Source organism: Sphaerisporangium rubeum (assembly GCF_014207705.1).
Taxonomy (GTDB): Bacteria; Actinomycetota; Actinomycetes; order Streptosporangiales; family Streptosporangiaceae; genus Sphaerisporangium; species Sphaerisporangium rubeum.
The window spans coordinates 4,675,838-4,702,622 of sequence record NZ_JACHIU010000001.1; the positions used below are offsets into that span (position 1 = coordinate 4,675,838).

At 71.8% G+C, this 26,785-nt stretch carries 18 protein-coding genes; 8 read left to right on the forward strand and 10 right to left on the reverse strand.

Going from position 1 to position 26,785, the window contains the following annotated elements:
* Positions 1–90 precede the first annotated feature (90 nt).
* Positions 91–939: a deoxyribonuclease IV gene (locus BJ992_RS20095; RefSeq protein ID WP_184983260.1), complete on the forward strand. Its 849-nt coding sequence runs from the start codon at positions 91–93 to the stop codon at positions 937–939.
* On the opposite strand, the gene BJ992_RS20100 is transcribed toward BJ992_RS20095, so the two are convergent.
* The 4 genes from BJ992_RS20100 to BJ992_RS20115 all read right to left on the reverse strand — a co-directional run bounded on the left by BJ992_RS20100 (position 936) and on the right by BJ992_RS20115 (position 5,393).
* Positions 936–2,084, reverse strand: coding sequence for an aminotransferase class I/II-fold pyridoxal phosphate-dependent enzyme (locus BJ992_RS20100; RefSeq protein WP_343072770.1), 1,149 nt, complete (start codon positions 2,082–2,084; stop codon positions 936–938). The two genes, BJ992_RS20095 and BJ992_RS20100, sit on opposite strands and share 4 nt — an antisense overlap.
* Positions 2,085–2,713: 629 nt before the next feature.
* On the reverse strand, positions 2,714–3,484 hold the full coding sequence (locus BJ992_RS20105; protein WP_184983262.1) for a LytR/AlgR family response regulator transcription factor: 771 nt from the start codon (positions 3,482–3,484) through the stop codon (positions 2,714–2,716).
* Positions 3,485–3,561: 77 nt separating this feature from the next.
* A complete protein-coding gene (locus BJ992_RS20110) occupies positions 3,562–4,740 on the reverse strand; it encodes a histidine kinase (RefSeq protein WP_184983264.1) in 1,179 nt (392 codons plus the stop codon).
* A gap of 44 nt (positions 4,741–4,784) precedes the next feature.
* The gene (locus BJ992_RS20115) at positions 4,785–5,393 is read right to left on the reverse strand and encodes a molybdopterin-dependent oxidoreductase (protein WP_184983266.1); all 609 of its coding nucleotides are present in this window, start codon (positions 5,391–5,393) and stop codon (positions 4,785–4,787) included.
* Positions 5,394–5,629: 236 nt separating this feature from the next.
* Here BJ992_RS20115 and aroF point away from each other — a divergent pair, with 236 nt between their 5' ends.
* Positions 5,630–6,661, forward strand: coding sequence for a 3-deoxy-7-phosphoheptulonate synthase (gene aroF / locus BJ992_RS20120; protein ID WP_184983268.1), 1,032 nt, complete (start codon positions 5,630–5,632; stop codon positions 6,659–6,661).
* 61 nt (positions 6,662–6,722) lie between these two features.
* On the opposite strand, the gene thiI is transcribed toward aroF, so the two are convergent.
* On the reverse strand, positions 6,723–8,021 hold the full coding sequence (thiI, locus tag BJ992_RS20125) for a tRNA uracil 4-sulfurtransferase ThiI (RefSeq protein WP_184983277.1): 1,299 nt from the start codon (positions 8,019–8,021) through the stop codon (positions 6,723–6,725).
* A 278-nt stretch (positions 8,022–8,299) separates the two neighbouring features.
* Here thiI and BJ992_RS20130 point away from each other — a divergent pair, with 278 nt between their 5' ends.
* Positions 8,300–9,154 carry an MHYT domain-containing protein gene (locus BJ992_RS20130; protein ID WP_184983279.1) on the forward strand — a complete coding sequence of 285 codons (855 nt, stop codon included), beginning with the start codon at positions 8,300–8,302 and terminating at the stop codon, positions 9,152–9,154.
* 67 nt (positions 9,155–9,221) lie between these two features.
* On the opposite strand, the gene BJ992_RS20135 is transcribed toward BJ992_RS20130, so the two are convergent.
* The gene (locus tag BJ992_RS20135; protein ID WP_184983281.1) at positions 9,222–10,247 is read right to left on the reverse strand and encodes a 6-phosphofructokinase; all 1,026 of its coding nucleotides are present in this window, start codon (positions 10,245–10,247) and stop codon (positions 9,222–9,224) included.
* 161 nt (positions 10,248–10,408) lie between these two features.
* Positions 10,409–11,416, reverse strand: a complete 1,008-nt coding sequence (locus BJ992_RS20140) for a lactonase family protein (RefSeq protein ID WP_184983283.1) — start codon at positions 11,414–11,416, stop codon at positions 10,409–10,411.
* A 112-nt stretch (positions 11,417–11,528) separates the two neighbouring features.
* Here BJ992_RS20140 and BJ992_RS20145 point away from each other — a divergent pair, with 112 nt between their 5' ends.
* Together BJ992_RS20145 and BJ992_RS20150 are read left to right on the forward strand one after the other, a co-directional pair.
* The gene (locus BJ992_RS20145; protein ID WP_184983285.1) at positions 11,529–12,458 is read left to right on the forward strand and encodes a bifunctional helix-turn-helix transcriptional regulator/GNAT family N-acetyltransferase; all 930 of its coding nucleotides are present in this window, start codon (positions 11,529–11,531) and stop codon (positions 12,456–12,458) included.
* Between the two features lie 84 nt (positions 12,459–12,542).
* Positions 12,543–15,512, forward strand: a complete 2,970-nt coding sequence (locus BJ992_RS20150) for a P-loop NTPase fold protein (protein ID WP_184983287.1) — start codon at positions 12,543–12,545, stop codon at positions 15,510–15,512.
* Between the two features lie 154 nt (positions 15,513–15,666).
* On the opposite strand, the gene BJ992_RS20155 is transcribed toward BJ992_RS20150, so the two are convergent.
* The gene (locus BJ992_RS20155) at positions 15,667–16,158 is read right to left on the reverse strand and encodes a Dps family protein (protein WP_343072771.1); all 492 of its coding nucleotides are present in this window, start codon (positions 16,156–16,158) and stop codon (positions 15,667–15,669) included.
* A gap of 91 nt (positions 16,159–16,249) precedes the next feature.
* Between BJ992_RS20155 and BJ992_RS20160 the strand changes: the two genes are divergently transcribed.
* Positions 16,250–17,431, forward strand: coding sequence for a helix-turn-helix domain-containing protein (locus BJ992_RS20160; protein WP_184983288.1), 1,182 nt, complete (start codon positions 16,250–16,252; stop codon positions 17,429–17,431).
* Positions 17,428–20,853, forward strand: coding sequence for a VIT domain-containing protein (locus BJ992_RS33025; RefSeq protein ID WP_246496723.1), 3,426 nt, complete (start codon positions 17,428–17,430; stop codon positions 20,851–20,853). The genes BJ992_RS20160 and BJ992_RS33025 overlap by 4 nt, the downstream gene beginning before the upstream one ends.
* A 566-nt stretch (positions 20,854–21,419) precedes the next feature.
* Here BJ992_RS33025 and BJ992_RS20180 read toward each other — a convergent pair.
* Both BJ992_RS20180 and BJ992_RS20185 read right to left on the reverse strand, forming a co-directional pair.
* Positions 21,420–22,364, reverse strand: coding sequence for an SWIM zinc finger family protein (locus tag BJ992_RS20180; RefSeq protein ID WP_184983290.1), 945 nt, complete (start codon positions 22,362–22,364; stop codon positions 21,420–21,422).
* Between the two features lies 1 nt (position 22,365).
* Positions 22,366–25,497, reverse strand: a complete 3,132-nt coding sequence (locus BJ992_RS20185) for an SNF2-related protein (RefSeq protein WP_184983291.1) — start codon at positions 25,495–25,497, stop codon at positions 22,366–22,368.
* Positions 25,498–25,713: 216 nt separating this feature from the next.
* Here BJ992_RS20185 and mmuM point away from each other — a divergent pair, with 216 nt between their 5' ends.
* A complete protein-coding gene (gene mmuM, locus BJ992_RS20190; protein WP_184983293.1) occupies positions 25,714–26,625 on the forward strand; it encodes a homocysteine S-methyltransferase in 912 nt (303 codons plus the stop codon).
* Positions 26,626–26,785 lie beyond the last annotated feature (160 nt).

The following is a 26,785-nucleotide window of genomic DNA, read 5'->3' on the forward strand; positions in this document are numbered from 1 at the left end:
AGCGCATCTGACCTGCGTTTCCGCGTCAGGGAACGCCAGCCGACACCGAAGGAGAGGGCACGCCGCCGACTGCGGCGGTCCCGGCATGCGATGACCCCTACCTCACCCATCGGCGGCCACGTGTTCGTGGCCGGCGGCCTCGCGACCGGCGGCCTGAAGTACGCCACCGAGATCGACGCCGAGGTCGTTCAGGTGTTCGTCACCAACCCCCGGGGCTGGGCCCTGACCGACGGCAACCCGGCCGAGGACGCATCGCTGCGCGGCAGCGGCGTCCCGGTGTTCATCCACACGTCCTACCTGGTCAACATGGGGTCCCCCGACCCGGCGATCCTGGAGAAGTCGGCGGCGTCGATCCGCCACGCGCTGCGCCGCGGCCGTGAGCTCGGTGCGCGCGGCGTCGTCGTGCACACCGGTTCCGCCGTCAGCCAGACCCGGGAGGCGGCTCTGCGCGGCCTGCGTGAGCACCTGCTCCCGATCCTGGACGAGATTCCCGCCGACGGCCCCGACCTGCTGCTGGAACCCATGGCGGGCCAGGGCAACATGCTGTGCGCCACAGTGCAGGACCTCGGCCCCTATCTCGGCGCGCTGGACCACCACCCCCGTGCCTGTGTCTGCCTGGACACCTGTCACGCCTTCGCCGCCGGCCACGACCTGTCCACCGAGCGCGGCGTCACCGAGACCCTGGACGCTCTGGAGGCCATCGCCCCCGGCCGCCTGAGACTGGTCCACGCCAACGACTCCAAGGACCCGTGCGGTTCCAAGCGGGACCACCACGAGAACATCGGCGCCGGCCACGTCGGCGCCGCGGCGTTCGGCACCCTGATGCGCCACCCCGCCGCGGCCGGCGTGCCGCTGTGCATCGAGACCCCCGGCAAGGGTGAGCGTCACCATCAGGACATCCTGCTGCTCAAGCGGCTGAGGGACGGCACGGACGCCTAGGTACGGCGGCGGCCGGTGAGGAAGCGGTCGAAGGCGGCCAGGGCCGGGCCGGGGTCACGGCGGCCGACACCGATGCGGAACCGGTCGGCGGGGACGGCCGCGAGCGTGGAGGCGTAGATGCTCGCGGGGAGCAGCACCACCCCGGCCGTCTCCACCAGGTCACGGCAGAAGGCCTCCACGCCGTCCGTACCGAGGTAGCGGGGGAAGGCGACGCAGCCGCCTTCGGGAGGCGACCACTCGAACAGGTCCTCGTGGGAGGCGAAGAAGCCGGCGAACACCGGCAGGTTGCCGGCGATGATCTTCCGGTTGCGTGCCTGGATCCGCTCCCCGGCCCCGAGCGCGACGGCCGCGAGGAACTCGCTCGGCACGGCGCCGCAGATCGACGTGTAGTGCTTGTGCCGTTCCAGCGTTTCCAGCAGCGCGTGGTCGTGGCTCGCGACCCACCCCACCCGCAGCCCCGGCATGCCGTACGACTTGGACATCACGTTGATCGACACCGCCGTCGGTGACAGGTCGGCGGCCTGCGGCAGCATGCGTTCCCTGTCGCTCTCCAGCCCCCGGTACACCTCGTCCGACACCAGCCGGACCCCCCGCTCCTCACACAGCTCCACCAGGGCACGCCACGTCTGATGATCGGGGACGGCCCCGGTGGGGTTGTTGGGGAAGTTGACCGCCACGACTTTGGTCGAGGGCCGGATCGCGGCGCGCACCGCCTCGACGTCGAGCCGCCACCCGTCGGCCGGGTCGAGCGGCACTCCGGTCACCTCGGCCCCGGAGGTCAGCGGCACCGTCTCCATCGACTGGTAGTTCGGCACCGTGACGATCACGTGGTCGCCGGGGCCGGCGAGCACCCCCATCACCCAGAAGATCGCCTCCTCGGCCCCGGTGAAGGCGAGCACGTCCTGCGGCCCGCACGTCTCGTACGTCGCCGCCACCGCCTCCCGCAGCCGTCCGGTCCCCCACGTCTCGATGTAGCCGAGCGGCTGTTCCATGAACGCGCGCCGGTCGTCCTCGGTCCCGAGGCCGAGCAGCTCCGCGACGGTCAGGGTCTCGGCGTCCGACGCCGTCAGGTGGTGCTCGGCGGCGAACTCCCACCGCGACAGATAGGTCTCCAGCCGGAACTCCGGCATCGGCGTGATCGTCACAACCCGGCCCTTCCACGGTGATCGTCGGCAGGGACGTCCTTGCGGCCCTCTGGACAGGACTACCACCCGTCGCGATCGGAACGGCGTCGGGCGGGGTGTTCGCGGACGCGATCCGGCCGCCCCCCTAGTGGGCCGGATCGTGTGCAGGGCCGTCTCGCGGCCGGCCGGCGAACACCCCGCCTCGCCGAGGCCACCCGGCCCTACCCCCCGGTCAGGGCCCGGTGGCCTCTGGCGGTCGCCGGGTGCGCGGGTGCGCGTCACCATGTGGCGGCCACCATCGGAACCGTACGACCAGGGCTGCGTTGGGCCTGGTCACACGGTGTGGCTCTCGACGGGCACGACATTACGTCGGGTAATCGGCGGCGTGTGAGGTCGTTGGAAGATGGCTCGCTCAACGGTCAGTAGTCAGCGTTGTGCGGAGCGTTCCGACGCGACGAGCGGTGGCCGCCGGACGACGAGCGGCGAGCCGAGGGCATTCGTGCAGGGGGTTTCGGCGGCGCGGCCGGACCCGGCGGCGATGGCGCGACGAGGCCGCCGGGTGCCGGTCGGCGGGGACGAACGGGCCGCGGTCTGACGGTGAGCGGAGGCGCGGTGCCCGCCAGACGCCGCGCCGGGCCCGCTCAGGCGCGTCAGGGCCGCGGTACCGCGTCGGGAGGGGCCGGCAGGGGCCGGGTCTGGCGGACGAGCCGTTCCCGCACGTGGCGGGTGTGGCGGCGGCTGACCTTCAAGGTCACGTCGCCGACCTTCAGGAAGGCGCTGCCTTCCTCGAAGCGCATCTCCGTGACGTGACGCGCGGAGACCAGGGTGCTGCGGTGGACGCGGATGAACCCCAGCGGGCCCCAGCGGCGTTCCAGCGCGGCCAGCGACATGCGGACCAGGTGGGTGCCGTCGGCGGTGTGGAGGCGGACGTAGTCGCCGCTGGCCTCAGCGTAGCTCACGGCGTGCTGGGGGATGAAGCTGGTGCGTCCCCCGAGTTCCACGGGGATCACGTCCTCTGTGCCGGCGTCGGCGGTGGCCGAGCCGTACGTGGCGAGCTCCAGGCGGCGTACGGCCTCGGCCAGGCGGTCGGGACGCAGCGGCTTGAGCAGGTAGTCGACCGCCTCCAGCTCGAACGCCTGGACGGCGCGGTCGTCGTGAGCGGTGACGAACACGAGCTTCGGCGGGACGGGGAACGCGCCGATCAGGCGGGCCAGGTCGAGACCGTCGAGACCAGGCATGCGGATGTCGAGGAAGACGCAGTCGAGCCGCTCCCCCGCGCCGATCATCGCCACCATGTCCTGCAGCGCGGCCACGCCGTCGGAGGCGGTGAGCACCTGCTCGACACGGCTGTCCTGCCGCAGCAGGTAGGCGAGCTCCGACAGCGCGTGTTCCTCGTCGTCAACTGCCAGCACACGGAGCATGGCCCATACGCTGCCGTCCCGGACACCCGCCAGGCAAGACCTGTCGCGACATTGTGTGGTTGCCTGACGACACCGAGTTATGGACGCGGATGCCGCTTGGGGAGCCTCATGCGGACCGTGGTGCCCTCTCCAGGCGCGGTGTCGATGGCCAGGCCGTAGTCCTGGCCGTAGATCTGGCGCAGCCGCACGTCGACGTTGGCGAGACCGATGCCGCTGTCGCCGATCGGCGGCTCGCCGTCGAGCAGGTCGCGCACGCGGGCCGGGTCCATGCCGGCGCCGTCGTCCTCGACGGTGATGTGTACCTCGTCCCCGGCGTCGCGCACCACCACGCTGACCTCGCCGCTGCCGCCGCCGCGGCGGATGCCGTGGGTGATGGCGTTCTCCACCAGCGGTTGCAGGCACAGGAACGGCACGGGGACGGGAAGCACCTCGCGCACCACGTCCACGACATATCTGAGCTTGCTGCCGAACCTGGCACGTTCCAGCAGCAGGTAGCGGTCGACGCAGGTCAGCTCGTCCGACAGCGTGGTGAAGTCGCCGGCGCGGCGCAGCGCGTGCCTGGCGAACTCGGCGAAGTCCAGCAGCAGTTCGCGCGCGCGGGCCGGCTCGGTGCGGGTGAACGACGCGATGGTGGCGAGCGAGTTGCACACGAAGTGCGGCGAGATCTGCGCGCGCAGGGCACGGGTCTCGGCGGCGAGCGCGCGGCGCCGGGTGGCGTCCAGTTCGGCCAGTTCCAGCTGTCCCGACACCCACCGGCCGAGCTCGGTGGCGGCCCGCACCAGTGTGGCCCCGACCTGCGGGTGGAAGGCGGCCAGCGCGCCGATCACCCGGCCCCCGGCGGTGAGCGGCACCACCACGGCGCTGCGTACCGCGCAGTCGTCGGCCTCGCAGAACAGGTCGTCCCCCGCCACAAGGTAGGGCCTGCCGCCGGCGAGCACCCCCGAGACGTGGCCGAGCAGGTCGCGCACCTGCTCCTCGCTGAGGGTCTCCCAGGGGCCGTCCCAGGCGAGGAGCTGGTCGGTGGAGGTGACGGCGAGCGCGGACGTGGCCGCGAGCGCGCGCAGGTGACGTACGGCGCGGCGGGCCGACTCGCGGGTGAGCCCGGCCCGCAGGTACGGCGCGGCCATCGCGGCGACGTGCAAGGTGGCGTGGGCCGCCGCCGTGCCGTCGTCGCCGCGTCCGCGCACGCGGCGGCCGAGGACGTACCCGGCGACGCCGACGACGACGCACAGCACCACCCATACGCTGTCTGGCATGCGGCAAACCGTAATAGGTGACGGGCCGTGATCGGGGGCGAACGCTACGCGGGACCCTCGCCGGGGTCCTCCTGGTAGGAGTACCGCTGCTCGCGCCAGGGGTCGCCGACGTTGTGGTAGCCCCGGTCCTCCCAGAATCCGCGCCGGTCCTCGGTGAGGTACTCCACGGCGCGCACCCATTTCACGCTCTTCCACGCGTACAGGTGGGGCACGACGACCCGCACCGGGTGGCCCCGGTCGGGGGTGAGGGGCTTGTCGTCGAGCTCGGTCGCGAACAGCGTGGTGTCGCGGTCGAAGTCCGCCATGCGCAGGTTGGCGCTGTAGCCGTACTCACCCCAGATCATGACGTGCCGGACGTCCGGCGCCGGTGGCGCGGCGGCGAGCAGCGCGCCGGCCGGCACGCCACCCCATTCGTTCCCCATCAGGGAGAACTTCGTGACGCAGTGGAAGTCGGCGAGCACGTTGACCTTCGGCAGGCCGGAGAACTCCGGCCACGTGAGGCGGGTCTCCTCCCCCGAGGCGGTGGCGCCGAAAACCGAGAAGCTCCAGGTCTCCGGCCGGAACGCCGGGACGCGTCCGTAGTGGACGACCGGTCGGCCGCGCGGGACGTACTGCCCGGGGGGCAGTCGGTCTTCCTCGGTAGAGTCCGGCACGCAGTCATCCTCCCATCGCGTCCCGCGCCGCGCGGCATCGGCACCCGGGGGCGGCGCGGCGGTCGAGGGCTGCGCTACACTCGATCACGATGCGTACAGCGATCGAGTTTTGGTATGGCGACGGACCCGTGGAGCGGACCGTTCGCCGTCAGACGCTGCGCTGACAGGTAAACGTCACAAAGGCCCCGGGTCCATCTGGACCCGGGGCCTTTTTCGTTGCGGGAAGGACGAAGAACATGGTCATCGTCATGGCTCCGGAAGCCACTCGGCAGGACGTCGACGCGGTCGTCGAGGTGGTCGCCGCGGCAGGCGGCAGCGCGTTCGTCAGCCGCGGCGTGAGCCGCACGATCATCGGGCTGGTCGGGGACGTCGCGCAGTTCGGCACACTCGACCTCGCCGGCATGCGCGGCGTGGCCGACGTCATGCGCATCACCGCGCCGTACAAGCTGGTCAGCCGGGAGAACCATCCCGACCGGACGACGGTGCGGGTCGGTGGTGTGCCGATCGGTCCCGACACGGTGACGCTGATCGCGGGGCCGTGCGCGGTGGAGACCCCCGACCAGACCCTGCAGGCCGCGCTGATGGCCAAGGCCGCCGGCGCCACCCTGCTGCGCGGCGGCGCCTACAAACCCCGCACCTCCCCCTACGCCTTCCAAGGACTCGGCGTCGAAGGCCTGCGCATCCTCACCGACGTACGCGAACAGACCGGGCTCCCCATCGTCACCGAGGTCGTCGCCGCCGACGACGTCGCCACCGTCGCCGAACACGCCGACATGCTCCAGATCGGCACCCGCAACATGCAGAACTTCCCCCTGCTCCAAGCCGTCGGCGCCGCCGGACGGCCCGTCATGCTCAAACGCGGCATGAGCGCCACCATCGAGGAATGGCTCATGGCCGCCGAATACATCGCCCAGCGCGGCAACCTCGACATCGTCCTGTGCGAACGCGGCATCCGCACCTTCGAGACCGCCACCCGCAACACCCTCGACATCTCCGCCGTCCCCGTCGTCCAGCGCCTGTCCCACCTCCCCGTCATCGTCGACCCCTCCCACTCAGGAGGCCGCCGCGACCTGGTCCTGCCGCTGACCAGGGCGGCGGTGGCGGTCGGCGCGGACGGCGTGATCATCGACGTGCATCCGCACCCAGAGCAGGCGCTGTGCGACGGGCCGCAGGCCTTGGTGGACGGTGACCTCGACGCGCTGGCCGGCGTCATGCGCGACCTGCCGCCGCTGGTGGGCCGCACCGCCGCGGCGCTCACCCCGGCGTGACGCGGCGGCCGGGGCTCCTCCCGCCGGGGCCCCGGCTCAGGCGGACCGTCCGGGGTTCGGCCTAGGCGGACCGCTCGGCGCGCTCCATCGCGAACTCCTGCTCGGACTCCGGCTCCTGCTCGGACCCGGTCTCCGCGGACCCGGCCTTCGGGGAGTCGAGCTTGTACTCCTGGATGGAGTCGGCGAGGCGCACGGCGAGTTCCTCGGCGTCGAGCCGCCGCTCGATCTGCCGCAGGTCGGAGATCTTGGCGCGGGTCTCGGCGCGGCGGGGGGTGAGCAGGGTGCAGCAGTCCTCGTCGGGGAGCTCGGAGATCTCCAGGGTGCCGATGCGGCGGGCCTCGGCCATGATCTCGCTCTTGTCCATGCCGATCAGCGGACGCAGGATCGGCATGGACACCGCGTCGTCGAGCGCGGTGATGTTCTGCAGGGTCTGCGAGGCCACCTGGCCGAGCGAGTCACCGGTGACGAGGACGTCGCGGTGCAGGCGGTGCGCGACCTCCTCGGCCGTCTTCAGCATGAGACGGCGCTGGGCCACCACCTGCAGCCGGTCGGCGCCGGAGGTCTTCAGCGACTGCTGCGCCTTGCCGAACGGCACGACGAACAGCCGGGCACGGCCCTGGAACCGGCTCAGGGCCCGCATCAGCGCGTACGCCTTGTAGATCGACTCGGAGGTGGTGAACGGGATGCCGGAGAAGTGCAGGAAGTCGACCTGCAACCCGCGGCGCATCATGCGGTAGGCGGCGACCGGAGAGTCGATGCCTCCGGACATCAGCACCAGGCCCCGGCCGCTCGTGCCGACCGGCAGGCCCCCCTGGCCGGGCAGTCCGTCGGTGTAGACGAACACCTCGTCCCTGTCGACCTCGATGGACACGGTCAGCTCGGGGTCCTTCAGGCGCACCGGCAGGCCGTACTTGTCGTTGATCTCGCCACCCACCATGCGGTCGAGCTCGTTGGACCGCAGCGGGAAGCGCTTGTCGCGGCGGCGCGAGCGCACCGCGAACGTGGCGCGGCGCTCGACCTCGGGACGGCCCGCGACCAGTTCGAGCGCGGCGGCCGTGACGGCGTCGGGGTCCTTGGCGACCCGCCAGGCCCGGTGGACCCAGACGAGCCCGACGACGTCGGTGAGACGGCGCGCGAACGCGTCGGCGGTCGCCACGGGGGTGCCCTCGGGCAGCAGGATCGCGATCACGCCGTGCCGCTGGCGCAGGTCGAACGGCACGCCGAACTCCCGCAGCACGGCCCTGATGTTGCCCTGCAGGCGGCGCTCGAACCGCTCGCGGTTCCTGCCCTTGAGCACGACCTCACCGAGCTTCAGCAGCACGCAGGGGTCGCCCAGGGCAGACGGGGGCACGACGGACATGGGGGCCTCCGGGCGGGGTGGTCGGGGTCGGGGTCGCCGCACCGGCCGGAGGAAGGCGCCGGGGGCACCCTTCAATTTATCCCGGATGGCGACCACTCCTGCCCTCTTTCGCAGGGCTTCCGAGCACGGGACACTTCCGTTCCCTGACATTTTCGGTCAGGTCTTCAATCAGGTCGTGATGCGCCGAATACTGGCAGCCACATCAGCGATGATGGGATACGTCCCACTATGACCAGGTAACACGAACCATGTTCGCGTTTCCCGCAAGGAGCGCACGCTTGTCCCACATCGACCACTTCTCCCACGGGGCGCTCATCCCCGTGCTGTCCTATGCCATGTCCGTCATCGGTTCTCTGCTCGGCCTGCTGCTCGCCTCCCGCGCACGCGTGACCGAGGGGGCCGCGCGGACCCGCTGGCTCGTCGCGGCGGCCCTGGCCATCGGCGGCACCGGCATCTGGGTCATGCACTTCATCGCGATGATGGGCTTCTCCGTGCCGGGCACGTCGATCCGCTACGATGTGCCGCTCACCGTCGTCTCCGCGTTCGTCGCGGTCGTCATCGTAGGGATCGGGCTGCTGCTCGCGGCCCGCGGCGGCGAGCACTTCCCGCGCCTCGCCGGCGCGGGCCTGATCACCGGGCTCGGCGTGGCCGCGATGCACTACCTCGGCATGTCCGCGATACGCATCCCCGCCGACCTGCACTACGACGTGGTGACCGTCGCGGCCTCGGTGCTCATCGCCGTGGTGGCCGCGACCGCCGCGCTGTGGTTCACCCTGCGGGTCGAGGGCCTGGTCGCCACCACGGCCGCCGCGCTCATCATGGGGGTGGCGGTGTGCGGCATGCACTACACCGGCATGTTCTCGCTCAGCGTCAGCCTGTGGCCGGGGCCCGCCGCGGACGTCGGCGGCGCGACCGCGCTGAGCTTCCTGCTGCCGCTGCTCATCGGCATCAGCCTGGTGACGCTCGGCCTGCTGCTCGTCGTCACCCTGATGCCCTCACGTCAGGAGATCGAGAACGAGGCCGCGCTGCTCGCGTCCATCGAGCGGCGCCGCGCCGGGATCGTTCCACCTCAGGCCCCCGCGGCCCCCGCGCGCCGTCCGTCGCTGTTCGACTCCGGCGGCCCCTCGCGCTGACCTGACGACGACGGCCCCGGCGACGTGATGTCGCCGGGGCCGTCGTCGTTCACCGTACGCCGGTCTGTCAGCCGAAGAAGACCTCCGCCTCCTCGTACCGGGACACCGGGACCGTCTTGAGCTCGGCGGTCGCCTCCTCAAGGCGCGCACGGACGATGTCGGTGCCGCGCAGCGCGACCATCTTGCCGAAGTCGCCGTCGTTCACCGCGTCGATGGCGTGCAGGCCGAAGCGGGTGGCGAGCACGCGGTCGTACGCGCTCGGGGTGCCGCCGCGCTGCACGTGGCCGAGCACGGTGGTGCGGGCCTCCTTGCCGGTGCGCTTCTCGATCTCCTGGGCCAGCATCTCGCCGATGCCGCCGAGACGGACGTGGCCGAAGGAGTCGAGCTCACCGGTCTGCAGGGCCATCTGGCCCTCCAGCGGGTGCGCGCCTTCGGCGACCACGATGATCGGCGAGTAACGGATCTTGAAGCGGCTCTCGACGTACTCACAGACCTTGTCGATGTCGAACGGCTTCTCCGGGATGAGGATGACGTTGGCGCCACCCGCCATGCCGGCGTGCAGCGCGATCCAGCCCGCGTGACGGCCCATGACCTCGCAGATCAGCGCGCGGTGGTGGGACTCGGCGGTGGTGTGCAGCCGGTCGATGGCCTCGGTCGCGATGTTGACCGCGGTGTCGAAGCCGAAGGTGTAGTCGGTGGCGTTGAGGTCGTTGTCGATGGTCTTCGGCACGCCGACGACCTTCACGTCCCGGTCGTACAGCTGCTTGGCGACACCCAGGGTGTCCTCGCCGCCGATCGCGATGAGCGCGTCGACGCCGTACTCGGCGAGGTTGGCCTTGATGCGGTCGACACCACCCTCGATCTTGATGGGGTTGGTGCGCGAGGAGCCGAGGATGGTGCCGCCGCGCGGCAGGATGCCGCGCACGCTGGAGATCTCCAGCGGCATCGTCTCGCCTTCGAGCGGGCCGCGCCAGCCGTCCCGGAACCCGACGAACTCGTGCCCGTAGACGCTCACGCCCTTGCGGACGACGGCACGGATGACCGCGTTGAGGCCAGGGCAGTCTCCGCCCCCAGTCAGTACACCGATACGCATGGCGGGTTTCCTCCCGATGTGGGTCTGCGGTCACACTTCTTGTGCGTCATGGCTGCCGGCGGGCACCGTCGGAAAGGCATTCCCCCCATCCGCCGGCGTCACCGCCCATGGCATTGTGCCGCAGCCGCCAACATTGGTCTAGACCAGCATGTGACAGGCGGTCAGACCGGTGCCGGCAACACGCAGGAGGGGCTGCCGACCTCGAACGCCAGACCCGTCGGCACCGGAACGCCGTCGTGCAAGGCGAGCACGGCGACGTTGTCGGACCGCTGGTTGGCGACGTACATGTGGTCGCCGGCGACCGTGAAGTGGCGCGGCCACAGTCCACCGCAGCCTACCTCCGCCAGGAGGGTGAGGCCGCCGTCACCGGTGAAACCGAACACCGCGATCGTGTCGGGGCCGCGGTTGGCGGCGTACAGGTGCCGGCCGTCGGGGGAAAGGTCGATGTGCGACACGAGGTTGCGGCCGGCGGACCCGGTGGCCGGCACCGCGCCGAGCTCGCGCCACCCGTCGTCGTACACCCGGATGGCCCCGTCCAGCTCGCCGGCGACGTACCAGCGGCCGTCGCGGCGTGCCATGTGGCGCGGGCCCATGCCGGCCGGCATGATCACCGGCCCGTCCGGGTGCGGCGCCGGCGCGGCGCCGGTCGTGAAGCGGCGGATCCGGTCGGTGCCGAGGTCGGTGGCGTACAGCGTGCGGCCGGGGCCGAACGTCGACTGGTGCGCGTGCGGGCCGGCCTGGCGCGCGGGGTCGGCGCCGTGACCCTCGCCGGGGAACAGGTGCGGACGGCCGTCGAACAGGCCGGAGCTGCCGAGCCGGAACACCGCCACGGTGCCGTCGCCGTAGTTGGCGACCGACAGCCACGTGCCTGAGGGGTCCACGGCGACGTGGCAGGGGTAGGAGCCGCCACTCGGTCCCTCCGCCAGCAGCGCCGGCCCCTCGGCGTCGGCGGAGAAGGCCGCCACCCCGCCTTCCTCGCATTCGAGCACCGCGTACACGATCGGCAGCCGCGGGTGGAAGGCCAGGAACGACGGGCCGGTCGCCGCGGTCTCGGCGAGTGCCTTCAACTCGCCGTTCCCCTCGCGCCGCACGACGGTCAGCCCGGTCCCCGAGCCACCGGTGCCGGGGGTGTATCCGCCGATGAAGAGCATGCCGTTCCCCGCTTCCATGCGGTCGACGATACCGCGCGCCGATCTTGAGGCCTGATCAGGAGGCGGGCCCTGGAACGGCGACGCGCTTTATGTTTGACTGAGTCAACGAAACAGTTGATCGGAGCAAACGATGCAGGAGCTCATCGGCGGCGTCCGCGCGTTCAACCGCTTCTACACCCGGATCATCGGGGTGCTCGGGGCCGGCATGCACGACACGCCGTACTCGCTGACCGAGGCCAGAGTGCTGTTCGAGCTGTACGGCCACGGGGACCTTCCGTCGGCGGAACTGCGGCGGCGGCTCGGTCTGGACGCCGGCTACCTCAGCAGGATGCTGGCCGGGTTCGAGTCCGGCGGGCTGGTCACCCGGGAGCGCTCGGCCTCCGACGCGCGGCGGCAGGTGGTGCGGCTCACCGCCGAGGGCCGCGCGGCGTCCAAGGTGCTCGACGAGGCCGCCGCCGGCGCCGCGCGCGACCTGCTCGGCCCGCTCACCGCCGGGGACCGCGAGCGTCTGCTGTCGGCCATGGACACCATCCGCCGCGTGCTGTCCCCCGCACCCGGCGCCGTGCCGTACGTCATCCGGCCGCCGCGGCCCGGCGACCTCGGCTGGATCGTCCAGCGCCACGGCGCGCTGTACGCCGAGGAGCAGGGGTGGGACGTCACCATGGAGGGCTACATCGCCGCCATCGTCGCCGAGTACGCCACCTCCCGTGACCCGCGGCGCGAGGCGTGCTGGATCGCCGAGGTGGACGGGGTCCCCGCCGGCTCGGTCATGTGCGTGCGCGGCCCGGACGAACGCACCGCGCAGCTTCGCCTGCTGCTGGTGGAGCCGTCCGCGCGCGGCATGGGCATCGGCTCCCGGCTCGTCGAGGAGTGCCTCGTCTTCGCGCGCGCCACCGGTCACACCCGGATCGTCCTCATGACCGTCGCGGGCCTCACCTCGGCGCGCCGGATCTACGAGGCGGCCGGGTTCGCGCTGGACGACGAGCATGAGGTGGACGCCTACGGGACGCGCGTCACCGAGCAATGGTGGTCGCGCACGCTTGAGGGCAAATCTCGGTAAAAAGCCGCTCTTGAAGTGGCATGGCGGGAGTGAGGTGCCATGCGGCGTTGACACCATCGGCAGTGCGCCCCAGGGAGCACGCCGATGACCTCGATGATCGTTACCGCGCCGCCGGCACCCGCCATCAGGAACCGCAAGGCCCTGGTCTTCCTCGACCCCGAGGACGGCCCCGAGCACGCCGCGCGCAGGCTGGCGCACGCGCTCGACGCCGAGGGGTACACCGTGCGGACCGCCGCGTGCGGCGACGAGGAACAACGGCGGGTGGAGGCGTTCCTCGACGCGGTGGAACCCGGTGACCTGCTGCTGGTGCGATGGTCCACCGAGTCGGGGTGGGGACGCAGGGAGTTCGGCGCGCTGATGGCGGAGTTCGCGCGGCGCGTCGAGCGGTCCGACGGCGCGGCGCTGCTGCTGGTCGTGGACTTCGGCTGGCTGATCACCGTGGACGGCGGCCGTTCCCACGAGACCGTGGGACGGCTGCGGGTCAGCGGCGAGCCGGTGTCCGCCGCCGCGGCCCTCACCACGAGCGCCACCATGCCGGGGGAACGGCCGGGCCGCACGGTCTCGCTCACCGCGATCCTCGCCGACGGCATCCTGTCCGGCGCCGCCGATCTGGACGGGGACGGCACCGTCACCGTCGGCGACCTGTTCAGGTACGCCGAGGAGCGCTGCGCCGCGCTCGGCGCGGACCGGCGGCCGTACCTGCTGACGTACGGCGAAGGCGAGCTGATCGGCGTCGCCGCGACCCCCGGACCGGCGCGGCACCTCGGGCCGGCGTTCGGCACCGCTCTGGCCCGCCTCGCCGTCACCGGCGACCCCGTGCCGCCGCTGTCGGCGACCGAGCTGGTGGGACGCGTCTACGACGTCCACCTCGGCGAGAACGCGCGCCGGCTGCTGCGCCGCGCCACGCTGCTCGACGACGACGAACCCCTCACTCCCGACCTCGCGTACCTGCTCACCCGGGGAGACCCGCCGGCCGCCGGCGACGAGGCCCGTACGGCCGAGACCGCCACCGAGGTGGAGGAGGCCGTGCGTGAACTGCTCGCCTGGGGACTGCTCGGAGAGCGTGCGCCGTTCACCGACCCCGCCGTACGGCACGCGGCGGCGGCGCGGCTGGACGCGGCCGAACACGCCAGGGTGGCCGCCGCGCTGCGGCGCCGCCGCGCCGCGCACCGCGCCGTACGGCCCCGGACACGGATCACCGGCGACCGGTGGACCATCACCGACCGGCTCGGCCACCGGGTGCACGCCGAGGCCGTCGCCGCGTTCATCCGCCACCCGGACACCAGGCCGCCGCTGACGATCGGCGTGAAAGGGCCGTGGGGAGCCGGCAAGACCTCCCTGATGCGCATGATCCAGGACGTGCTGGACCCCGGCGCGGCCGAGGGACGGCCGGCGCCGATCCATCTGAACCGGGACCAGACCGCGCCGACCAACGCCGAGGTGCTCGCGCGTGTGCGCACACCGCGAGACGGCGCGCCGGGCCGTGCCGTACCGGGGACGCTGCCGCTGCGGGAAGGCGACTGGCGGCCCACGGTGTGGTTCAACCCGTGGATGTACCAGAACGGCGAACAGGTGTGGGCCGGGCTGGCACACGAGATCATCAGCCAGGTCACCGACCGGTTGCCTCGCGGCGAACGTGAACGCTTCTGGCTGGCGCTCAACCTGGCGCGGATCGACCGCGAGGCGGTGCGCCGCCGCGCGTACCGGCTGGCGCTGATCCGCCTGCTTCCCGTGGCGCTGGCCCTGTGCGCCACCCTGCTGCTCACCGTCGCGGCTCTGGCGGCGGCCACCCTGGTGCCGTCGCTCGGGCCGGCGCTGCGCGGCGGCGCGGCGGCCGTCGGCGCGGGAGGCACGCTGATCGCCGTGGTCGCCGCCGTGGTACGGCTGGCGCGCTTCCTCGGCGAGTCGGCAGGCACGGCGTTCGCCGGGCTGGTCAGCAGGCCCGAGGTGCTCACCACGCCGCCTGACCTGGTGGAAGGCCTGACACCCGACCCCGGGTACCGGGCGAGGACCGGGTTCCTGCACCTGGTGCAGACCGACATGCGGCACGTGCTCGGCATGGTCGCGAGCGCCGAGCGGCCGCTCGTCGTCTTCGTGGACGACCTCGACCGGTGCTCGCCAGGCACGGTCGCGCAGGTCATCGAGGCGGTCAACCTGTTCCTCGCCGGGGAGTTCCCCGACTGCGTGTTCGTGCTCGCCATGGAACCCGACGTGGTGGCGGCACATGTGGAGGTGGCCTACGGCGACCTGGCCCGCAGTCTGCCGCCTGGCGGGCTCGAACGGTCGGGGCTCGGGTGGCGGTTCCTTGAGAAGATCGTGCAGTTGCCGCTGAGCGTGCCGCTGCTCGACGACGGCGAACGGCTGCCGTCGTACCTGCGTGCGCTGCTCGGGGTGCGGGCCGGCGCCGGCGAGCACCCCGCCGTCCCGGTGGCCCGGCGGGGAACCGGGGAGGACACCTCGGTCCTTGAGCTGGTGGACCGGCTGGAGGCGCGGATCAGAGCGCTGCGGCCGTCCGCGGACGACCTCGACGCCGTCGCGCGGCAGGTCGAGGAGACGGCGGACGCCGGACCCGCCGAGACACGGATCGGAGGGCTGTCGGCCGCGACGCGGCTCGCGGCCGACCGGGTGTACGACGACCTCTACAGTGACGAGAAGGCGTACGCCGCCATCCGCCGCGTCCTGCCGGTGCTGAGCCTCACCAACCCGCGTGAGCTGAAACGGTACGTCAACGTGTTCAGGTTCTACTCGTTCGTCACCTACCGCCGGGCCCTCGCGGGAGCACCGCGCGCCGGCGACGACGAGGTGGCCAAGCTGGCACTCCTCACCATCCGCTGGCCGCACCTGCTCACCCTGCTCACCCGCGACCCCGGCGACGGCCCCACGGCCCTGGACTCCCTGGAACGCGCCGCACCGGCCTCCGACGCCGAGTGGTCCCGGGCCCTCGCCGCCGCCGGCCTCACCGGCGCCGGCGAGGCCGGGACGCGCTGGGAAGCGCTCCGCGCTCTGCTCACGACCCGGCCACCGGTCGCACCACTCGCCCGCGACGTCCTGTGACGGCCGGCGCCGCCGTTGCTCTCCCCACTCGCGACCGCTGGGTCAGCCACCGCCTGGGGCTTTCCGGACGGCCGGCCCGCGGCGCGCGCCTCGGCGACGGCCGTCCGGGCCGGGTCCGGTCACCACGGGCCCGCTCGGCCGCCTCACGGCATCGTCAGCGCTGGGCCTGGATCATCCAGTGCTGCTTCTCCAGGTCCTGGGTGACCGCGATGAGCAGGTCCTGGGTCACCGGGTCGGCCTCCTCGGTGGCCGTGACACGGTCGCGCATGCGCTTCACCATGGCGCCGAGGACGTCGGTGAAGACGGCCACCATCTTGGAGTCCTCCAGGTAGCCGACCTCCGGTTGCTGCACCTGGGTGTCCCTGGCGACGGTGGCCGCGCGGCCGTCGGGGTTCAGGCCGAGCGCCACGGCGCGCTCCGCGACCTCGTCGGCACGGGTCCGGGCGATGGCGACGATGTCGTCCAGCTGGAGGTGGAGGGAGCGGAAGTTCCGTCCCACCAGGTTCCAGTGGGCCTGCTTGCCGACGAGCGCCAGGTCGAGCAGGTCGGTGAGCGAACCCTGGAGCGCCTCACCGGTGATCGTGAGGTTCTCGCCCGACAAGGGGCTGGTGATCTGGGCCATGAGGATGTGTCCCCCTAACAGCACGATGTCGATGGCCTTCTTCGTTGAATGCCCTAACCCGTGGCCCCGGCGCTAAACGTTGACACTGTCATGATGACAGTGTCATAATCGTCGCATGAGCGAAACCTGGACCATCGGCGAGCTGGCCGACCGAGCGGCCGAAGCCCTCGGCCCCTCCACGCCACGCGCCAACGGCCGGGTCCGCGACGTCCCCAACGAGCGCCTGATCCGCTGGTACACCACGATCGGCCTGCTCGACCCCCCACTGACCCGCCGCGGCCGCGTGGCCCTGTACGGCCGCCGCCACCTGCTCCAACTCGTGGCCGTCAAACGCCGCCAAGCCGAAGGCCTGTCCATAGCCGCCATCCAGTCCGAGCTCACCGGAGCCCCCGACTCCGTCCTCGAATCCTTGGCCCACCTCCCCACCCCGACCCCACCAGGTCCCCCCATCCCGATCCCGGCGCCACCCCCGGCCGGCTCCCCTCGCACCACGCCACCCCTGGTCGACCCCCCTCGCATTGCGCCACCCCCGGCCGACCCCGCTCGCACTACGCGACCCCCGGCCGATCCCCTTCGCGCTACGCCACCCGTGGTCTTCCACCCCTCGCGGAACGATGACGCTCGCGGCCCGCACCCCTCTCCGGGAGCCGGCCCCCCTCCGGCCATCCACGTGCCCCAGGAACCGATCTCGCCGCTGGAGCCGCTGCTACCACCGGCCGTGCGTTCACCCGGCCACCCCGGTCCCTCCGACGAGCCGCACTACACCCCGGACGTCGCGCGGCCACGCTTCTGGGCCGAGCGGCCCGCCACCTTCGCCGCGGCCATACCTGAGTCACCTCCCGGCGGCCATCGCGTGCCTCCAGATCTCCCGCCTCCGGGAGGCGATGCGCTCATCCACGGCATACGGCTGGCACGCGGCGTGACACTCCTCATCGACGGCCGGACCCCGGGCCTGGACGACATCACCGCCATCAGGACCGCCGCCGGCACCCTCCTGGCCGTGCTTCAGGAGCGGCACCTGCTGGCCCCGGCCGACCCCGTCGAGCCGCACGACCTCACCCGCACGAGCACCACCCATCACCCCTCCACGCGCACCGGTGCGAGTCACGGCACAGCCATTCATGACGCCGCGGCTCGCACCACCACCGATCCGGCTCCGCCTCACTCCACGGCCACCCACACCACCCCCCTTGACCTGCCGCACACCACCGTCACCCGGCCCGCGGCCGATCCGGTCGCGACTCACGTCACCCGTGCCGACACCACCGCCGGCGATCCCGAAGGGAAGCAGAGATGAGTGTTTCCATCGCCCCGCTGAAGCCCGGCGAGTACACCCCGCTCCCCGACGCGGGGATCGGCGCGCTGAGCACGGGAAAGGGCAATCTGCCCCTGGAGAGCGTCCACGTCACCGCGCACGTCAACGGCCTCACCGGCGGCGTGGAGATGTCCCAGGTCTTCAAGAACCCGCACGACGTGCCGCTGGAGGCGACGTACGTCTTCCCGCTCCCCGACCGGGCGGCGGTGACGGCGTTCCGCATGGAGGCGGACGACCGGGTGATCGAAGGCACGCTGAAGGAGCGCGGCGAGGCCAGGCGTGAGTACGACGAGGCGACGGCACAAGGCAAGCGGGCCGCCATCGCCGAGGAGGACCGGCCCGACGTGTTCACCATCCGCGTCGGCAACATCGTCCCCGGCGAACGGGTCACCGTCCGTCTGACCCTCAGCCAGCCGCTTCCCTACGAGGACGGCGCCGCCACCTTCCGCTTCCCCCTGGTCGTGGCTCCGCGCTACATCCCGGGCACCCCCCTGGACGGCGACCCCGCCGGCTCCGGCGTCGCCCCCGACACCGACGCCGTCCCCGACGCCTCCCGCATCACCCCACCGGTCCTCCTCCCCGGCTTCCCGAACCCCGTCCTCCTGTCCCTTGCCGTCCACCTCGACCCCGCCGGCCTGGACCTCCGCGAAGTCCGCTCCAGCCTCCACACCGTCACCGAGGACAACGGCACCCTCCGCCTCACCCCCGGCGAACGCCTCGACCGCGACTTCCTCCTCCGCCTCCACTTCGCCCCCTCCACCTCCTTGGAACTATTCCCCGACCCCGACCCCGACCCTGCTACTGCTACTGCTACTGCTACTGCTACTGCTACCGACATCGACACCGACCCAGCTACTGCTACCGACACCGAGCCCTCCCACCCCCGCACCCCCCACTCACCCGAGTCACCCCCCGGCACCTCGTCCGTCGGCGCCACCTCCTCCGGCAGCGCACCACCCGACAGGATCGGAACCCCGGCCGACACCCCGACCTCGACCTGGCCCATCGAACCGACCCGGTCCACCGAGCCGGTCAGCGGCGTGAAAGCCGACGGTCCAGACGATGGGAGCGGCACCTTCGCGCTCACCATCCTGCCGCCGGACCTCGGCGACGACGCAAAGCGGCGGCCGCGTGATGTGGCGTTGCTGCTGGACCGGTCGGGCAGCATGACCGGGTGGAAGATCATCGCGGCACGCCGCGCCGCCGCTCGCATCGTCGACACCCTCACCACCGACGACAGGTTCGCCGTCCTGTCGTTCGACTCAGTGGTCGAGCGTCCACAAGACCTCGGCCCCGGCCTGTCCCCCGCGACCGACCGCAACAGGTACCGCGCGGTCGAGCACCTCTCCCGCCTGGAGGCACGCGGCGGAACCGAAATGCTGTCCCCCATGGAACAGGCCCTCACCCTCCTGACCGACCCAGACCAGGACCCGGACCATCCGAACAACCCGGACCACGACCCCGACCTTCGGAACAACCCAGACCGAGACCCCGACCGTCCGAACCACCCAGACCACGACCCGGACCATCCGAACCACCCAAACCCGGACCTCAACCTTCGGAACAACCCGGACCACGACCCCAACCGTCCGAACAACCCGGACCACGACCCCAACCTTCGGAACAACCCAGACCACGACCCCAACCGTCCGAACCACCCAGACTACGACCCCAACCTTCGGAACAACCCAGACCGAGACCCCAACCGTCCGAACCACCCAGACCACGACCCGGACCATCCGAACCACCCAAACCCGGACCTCAACCTTCGGAACAACCCGGACCACGACTCCGACCATCCGAACACCCCGGACCGGGATCGCGTCCTGGTGCTGGTCACCGACGGACAGGTGGGTAACGAGGATCAGATCCTTGAGCGGCTTGCTTCCCGGCTCGCCGCCATCCGGGTCCACACCGTCGGCATCGACCGGGCAGTCAACGCCGGTTTCCTCGGCAGGCTCGCCGGCCTCGGCTCCGGTCGTTGCGAACTCGTCGAGTCCGAGGACCGTCTCGACGAAGCGATGGAGCACATCCACCGCCGCATCGGCTCCCCGCTGGTGAACGGCCTCACCCTGAAAGCCGACGGCCTCGACGTCCTCCCCGCCACCGTCACCCACTTGAGCTCCTTGTACCCCGGCGTTCCCCTCCGCGTCTGGGGCCGCTACCGCGGCCCCGCCAGTGGCGCCATCACCATCCACGGCCAGACCCCCACCGGCCACCCCTGGGACCACCACCTGACCGCTTCCCTCCCCACCTCAACCCCCCCGAGCTCTCCTCACCTCACGCCTTCGGACCAGCCCACATCCACCACGTCCGCCACCCTCCCTCAACCGGCCGCCGCCGGCACACCGGCGACTCCGCACTCCGTACACCCCGGCACCACCCCTCCCACAGCGGCCACCACCGCCTCCTCGTGTCCTGTCGCCGGCACGGCCCCGCGACCCGCGTCCGACGCCGACGCGTCCCCCGGTGCACCTCACACCGGCAGCGCACATGCGCCGGGTGTGGCGCGGGCCATCTGGGCGAGGGCTCAGCTGCGTGGGCTGGAGGACCGGTACGCCGGCGGGGAGTACGAGTTGGAGCAAGAGATCATCCGTACCTCGCTGCGGCATGGGGTGCTGTGCCGGTTCACCGCTTTCGTGGCCGTGGACACCAGGGTCGTCACCGCGCCGGGTGGGAAGACGCACCGCGTGATCCAGCCGGTGGAGACGCCGAGCGGCTGGGACATGTCCATCAACGCGGCCCCGATGATGGCCGCCGCCCCGATGGCGTTCACCACCGCCGCGCCGGCGTTCTTCGACGCCGGCCATCAGAGGAACTCGGCCGGCGACCAGGAATCGTCTCGAAGCAGCCTGGGTGTCCCCTCACCTCCGCCACCCGGCTCACCACCCGCGTCACCGCTCGCCCCACCACCCGGCTCGCCATCTGCGCCGTCACCGGTGCCACCGCCGGTTCCGTCGTTCGCCCCACCGCCGAGTCCGCCTTCCGGACCTCTTGGCGGCCTCTCCGGTGCGCCGCCTCGCGGCCGGTTCGGTGTGGCCAAGCGCATGGCCGGCCCCGCTCCGGGGTTGATCCGCCGCTCCCCCGAAACCATCCGTCCTCAGTTGACGGAGGAACTGAGCCGGCTGCGTTCCCAGCAGGCACTCTCTCCGGCCGATCGCATGACGTACCTGGCGGACCTGGCCAGCCGACTGGCCGCACTCGCCACCCACCTCGGCGATGACGGTCCGCTGGCCACCCTGGCCCGCGACCTCGCCGCCTGTGAAACCCCGACTCCCGACCTCGACCTGGAAGCCCTGTGGCACCGCGCTCTCACCGTCCTCGCCACCCTCACCGGCGAACCCCCCACCCCACCGCCACCCGCACCCCCCACCTCTCGCCGATCCTTCTGGAAGCGTTCCTGAGGAACTTCCCCATGGCGGCGACCCGCTCCCCGTCCTCGTATTCGGACGGGGAGCGCTGCGGAACACGGCCAAGTGCGGCACGGCGCTCCAAGTGAAAGCCGGAAGCTGAGCGCGTGGGGATCGCGTGGACTGCCGTCGGACCGGTCTGCGTCGCCGCGCTCGCGGCCACCGGAACTGCGTGAGCGCGGAGCTCGGCGTCGACTGCCGTGAGTGATCTTCGTCGCCACGATTGTGGCCGCCGGGACGGTGTGAACGCGCGGAGGTCGCGGCGGCTACCGCTGGACCGGTCTGCGTCGCCACGCTCGTGGCCACCGGGACGGTGTGAACGCGGAGCTCGGCGTCGACTGCCGCGAGTGATCTTCGTCGCCACGATTGTGGCCGCCGGGACGGTGTGAACGCGCGGAGGTCGCGGCGGCTGCCGTCGGAGTGGGACGTTCCAGGTAGCGGCCTCGGGGTGGGAGCTACATTGCGCAGCGGGTACTCGTCGTGCCGTGCGAGCCCGAGTCGCCGCTGACGCCTGTGGATGTGAGTGCCTTAGTGGTGGGAGTGGTTCCTGCTCTCTGTGTTCAGTTCTTTGGTCGTTCCCTTTCCTCCTCCTGGTCGGGGAGCGATCGGTAGGCGGGACGGAGGATGTCCATCAAGGGGATGTGGCGGATTTTCAGAGGTGGGGGGTCCAGGGCTCGGAGGAGGAGTTCGGGGGGGTTTGTGGTGGTGGGGGGTGGGTGGAGGCGGGAGAGGGGGGTGGTGGGGGTGTAGAAGTCGGTCAGGCGTTCGGTGAACGGGGGGTCTGCGGGGAGCGCGGTTGGGGATGGGTCGGAGGCGGTGGGGTTGGGGGTTGAGGTTGGGTTGAGGGCTGGGGTGGTGGGGGTGAGGGTTGATCTGGCCGTGTCGGGGAGGTCAGTGGGGCTGCGTGGTGTGGGGGTGGGGGGAGTTGGGTGGAGGGCGGTCAGGAGGGTGGGGCGGGGGCGGCCTCGCCAGTGGAGGATTTGGAAGGGGTCGTCGTCGAAGGACTCGGCGAGGAGGTAGAGGACCGCCGAGAGGTGTTTGCAGGGGTCGGACCAGTCGGGGCAGGAGCAGGTCATGTCGAAGGTGGTGGGGAAGAGGGAAAGGTTCAGCGTTTCGAAGACTTCGACGATCTCGGGGGGCATCTCGCCGGCCAGGAGTTTGGCGCGGTACAGGGCTCGTCTGGAGAGTTCTCGCTCCACGCGGGTCCAGTCGGCGTCGTCGTACGCGGGGACGGTGATGGTGACCTGGTAGGGCTCGGGTCGTGAGCCCTGGACCAGGGCACGGACTGTCCCGGGTGCGAGGCCCATCTCCAGGACCTGGCCTTTGCGTGCGTACGCGCGGCCACGGGACAGCCGGCCGGGGTCGCAGATCTCTTCCAGGATGTCGATGAAGCGGCGGGACCACCATTGTTCCCCGATCGAGCCCCGTTTGCTCCGGGCCCGCAACCCGCCTTCGACCCGGATCGGCGCCGCCGCTTCGAACCACCCGTCCCTGCCGATAGGCATGTCAGCTCACCGCCTCGGGTGAGAGGCGGAACAGGTCGTGGAGTTGCGTTGTGGACAGTTCGGTGAGCCAGTCCTCGCCGGTGCCTATCACGGAGTCGGCCAGGGCTTTCTTGCGTTCGATCATTTCGTCGATGCGTTCTTCGAGAGTGCCGGCGCAGATGAACTTGCGGACCTGGACGTTGCGGTGCTGGCCGATGCGGAAGGCGCGGTCGGTGGCCTGGTCCTCGACGGCGGGGTTCCACCAGCGGTCCACGTGGATGACGTGGTTGGCGGCGGTGAGGTTGAGGCCGGTGCCTGCGGCTTTCAGGGACAGCAGGAAGATCATGGGGTCGTCCTCGTTCTGGAAGCGGTCCACCAGTTCGTCGCGGCGTTTCTTGGGGAGGCCGCCGTGGAGCCACAGGACGGGACGGTCCAGGTGGGCCGCCAGGTAGGGCTGGAGCAGGGAGCCCCATTCGGCGTACTGGGTGAAGACGAGGGCTTTGTCGCCTTCTTGGATGATCTCTTCCGCGAGCTCTTCGAGACGGGCCAGCTTGCCGGAGCGGCCGGCGAGGCGGGAGCCGTCCTTGAGCAGGTGCGCGGGGTGGTTGCAGACCTGTTTGAGCCGGGCCATGGCGGCGAGCACGTTGCCGCGGCGCTCGATGCCCTCGCTGTCGTCGATGCGGGCCATCATGTCTTCGAGCACGGCCTTGTAGAGGGTGGCCTGCTCAGGGGTGAGAGTGCACCAGACCTTCATCTCCAGCTTCTCGGGGAGATCGGAGATGATCGTCTTGTCGGTCTTGAGGCGGCGCAGGACGAACGGGCCGGTGGCGCGGCGCAGCGCCAGGGTCGCGGTCTCGTCGCCGCGGGCCTCGATGGGTTCCTGGTAGCGCTCGCGGAACCGGCGTGCGGGGCCGAGCAGGCCGGGGTTGCAGAACTCCATGATCGACCACAGTTCGGCGAGGTGGTTCTCCACGGGGGTGCCGGTGAGCGCGAGCCGGGTGCGGGCCGGGATGGAGCGCACGGCCTGGGACTGCCTCGCGCCGCTGTTCTTGATGGCCTGCGCCTCGTCGCACACCACCCGGCCCCAGGCGAAGGCCGCGAGCGCCGCGGCGTCGCGCAGCAACGTGCCGTATGTCGTGATGACGAGGTCGGCGCCGGCGACGGCACCGGCGAGTTCGTCCGCGCGCATGCGGGACGCGCCGTGGTGGACGTACAGCCGCAGCGAGGGGGCGAACCGCGCGGCTTCCTTCTGCCAGTTGTTGATCAGCGACATGGGGCAGACCAGCAGCGTAGGCGCGGGGGTGCCGCCGTCGCGGCGCTCGTCGAGCAGCAGGGACAGTGTCTGCGCGGTCTTGCCGAGGCCCATGTCGTCGGCGAGGATGCCGCCGAGCCCGAGCCGGGACAGGAAGCTCAGCCACGACAGGCCGCGCTCCTGGTAGGGCCGCAGCGCGCCGTGGAACGACGCGGGGGTCGGCACGGGGGTCAGGCGCCGCTCGGCGTCGGTGGACAGCAGGTCGCCGAGCACCCCGTCGGCGTCTACCTCGACCAGCGGCAGCTCCTCGTCGCCGCCGGTGACGACCTCGTGCAGCGCCTGCGCGACGGTCATCTCGCCGGCCCGGCGCCGCTCGATGGCGGCGAGCGCCGCCTTGAGCTGCCGGTCGTCCAGCTCGACCCACTGGCCGCGCACCCGGACCAGCGGCACTTTCAGCCGCGCCAACTCGGCGAGCTCCTCCTCGCCGATGGTGTGGCCGCCGACGGCGAGGTCCACCCGGAAGTCGACCACCTCGCCGAGACCGAGCCCTTGGCCGCCGGCCGCGCGGGACGCCGTGGCACGGCTGCGGGTGGTGAGTTTCAACCCGAGCGCCTTGCGGCCGGCCCACGCCGGGAGCCGCACGCCGTACCCCGCGGCCTGGAGCAGGGGTGCGGCGCGGCGCAGGAAGCCGAAGGCCCAGGCGCTGTCCACCACCATGCCGGACGGCCGTGCGTCGTCGAGCGCGGTGTGCAGCTCGGGGCAGAGCCGCACGGCGCGGCCGAGCCCGGCGAGCAGCGTCTCGTCGGGACGGCCGGGCAGGCCGCGGATCGGGGTGCCGTCCCAGAGCAGGGACGCCGGCACGTACAGGCTGGGGTCGTCGACCGACTGGAGAGCGAACTCCAGCTCCCAGCGGTCGTCGTCCCCGGCCGGTTCGATGAGGCGGAAGCAGACCCGGATGGGGCCTTCCATGCGGGTCGCCGCGTCCAGCCAGGTGGCGAGGGTGCCTTGCAGCGCCGCCGCCTCGGCCGGGCCGGGGTCCTCGACGGCGGCGTCGGGGGCGGTGAGGGCGAACAGCCAGCGGTCGGGCAGGGGGCTGGTGCGGCCGGGGCGGTTGCCGAGCAGGAGCCGTTCCGGCATGCGTGCGCGGGTGACGGCGTCGGTGAAGCCGGACAGTGCCTCGTGCAGCACGTCGGCGGCGGGCCGTTCGCGCGGCGCGGCGCGGCAGGCGGGGGGCATGGCGGCGGCGAGGTCGCGCACGGCGGTGACGTCGGCGCCGGTGATCACGGGGACCCACCGCGCGGCGTAGCCTCCGTCCTCGTTGACGAACTGCGGCAGCACCCTGCCTCGTCCGGCCAGTGCGCGCGCGTGCTCGGCGACGAGCGCGAAGTACCGCAGCGACCAGCCTGGGGCCCACTCGGCGGCACCGGCGTCCAGCGCGGGGCCGCCCCGCGGGACGGACGTGCCCGGCAGGGAGCGCAGCAGGACGAGCGCCTGCGCGGGGGGCAGCCGCAGCGACGGCGCCTGCCAGGTGACGATCCTCGGCCGGCGAACCCGGCTCGCCAGGCCCGACTCCGGGGACGGCAGCGGCTCGGTGGCCGACCCCGGGAGGCTCAGGCCGACCGGCTCGGCCGCGATCTCGCCGGTCAGGCCGAGCGCCGCGGCCAAGGCGTCCGCAGGCGCGGCGAACGGATGCGGCCTCACGCCACGGATCCGGCCGCGCGAGGCGGGGCCGCTCTCGCGGGACAGGAGGCCGCTCGGGTGAGACACAAGACCGCTTGCGCCAGGCACAGGGCCGCTCGTGCGGGTCGCCGACGCCGTGCCGTCGTCGCCGCCGGGTGCCGTGGTGTCCTCGGCCCACACGGTGAGACGGCCGGCCACCCAGGCGCCGTGGACCACGAGCACTGCACCAACTCCGTTCGAGGCGTCGCCTGACCTGCCGGGGGATCCCGATGATACGTCGCCGCGCGCACAGCGGACGGCGGTGTGGACGGCGGTGTGGACGGCGGTGTGGACGGCGGTATGGACGGCGGTATGGACGGCGGTATGGACGGACGTTCGGTGGAAGGTCCGGGTGCCGTCTTGGGGGCCGGTCGACCACGCGCCACATAAGGTACATAGGTGACATTCGACTCGGATGACGTAGGAACCGTGATCCTCGACGGAGGGCTCGCCACCCACCTGGAGGCCCTCGGGTACGACCTGAGCGACGAGTTGTGGTCGGCACGCCTGCTCATTGAGGACCCCGAGGCCATCCTGCGGGCTCACCTGGACTACTTCGCCGCGGGTGCCGACGTCGCCACGACGGTCAGTTACCAGGCGAGCTTCCCTGGTCTGATGCGCCGGGGCCGCAACGAGCACGAGACGCGGGCCCTGCTGCAGCTGTCGGTGGAGCTGGCCGTCGAGGCGCGGGACGCCGCCGGCGGTGGTGTGGTCGCGGCGAGTATCGGGCCGTACGGCGCGTTCCTGGCGGACGGCGCCGAGTACACCGGTGACTACGACCTGGACGAGGACGGGCTGTTCGAGTGGCACCGCCGGCGCTGGGAGGTGCTCGCACGCAGCGGCGCCGACCTGCTGGCCTGCGAGACCATCCCGTCGTACGCCGAGGCGAAGGCGATCGCGCGGCTGCTGGAACGGACGCCGGACGTCAACGCCTGGGTCGCATTCTCCTGCCGTGACGGGGAGTGCATCAGCGACGGCACGCCACTGGAACGCTGTGCGGAACTGTTCGCGGGGAACCCTCAGGTCGTGGCGATCGGCGTCAACTGCACGTCCCCCGCGTACGTCGAGAGCCTGATCGGCCGCCTGAAGGACGCACCGGTCATCGTGTACCCCAACTCCGGTGAGACCTGGGACGCCGAGCGGCGCCGCTGGCGTGGCACCGCCGACCCGATGGACTTCGCCGCCGCCGCAGCGCGGTGGCGTGCCGCCGGCGCGACGTACATCGGGGGCTGCTGCCGCACCACTCCGGAGCACATCCGCCGGGTGCGCGACCGCCTGGAGGGGCCGGCGGACGAGCGAAGCGGGGCCTGAGCGGCCGGCGACCGGTTCGTCCGGCGCGGAAGGGGAACGACGCTTTTGCCGTCACCGAGCGTGACCGGCCGCACCGAAGATCCGTAACACAAGGACAGCCACGATGACCAGCGGCGGAATAGTAGCCACTGAGTAACATCGCGGTCATCCGTGAGCACCA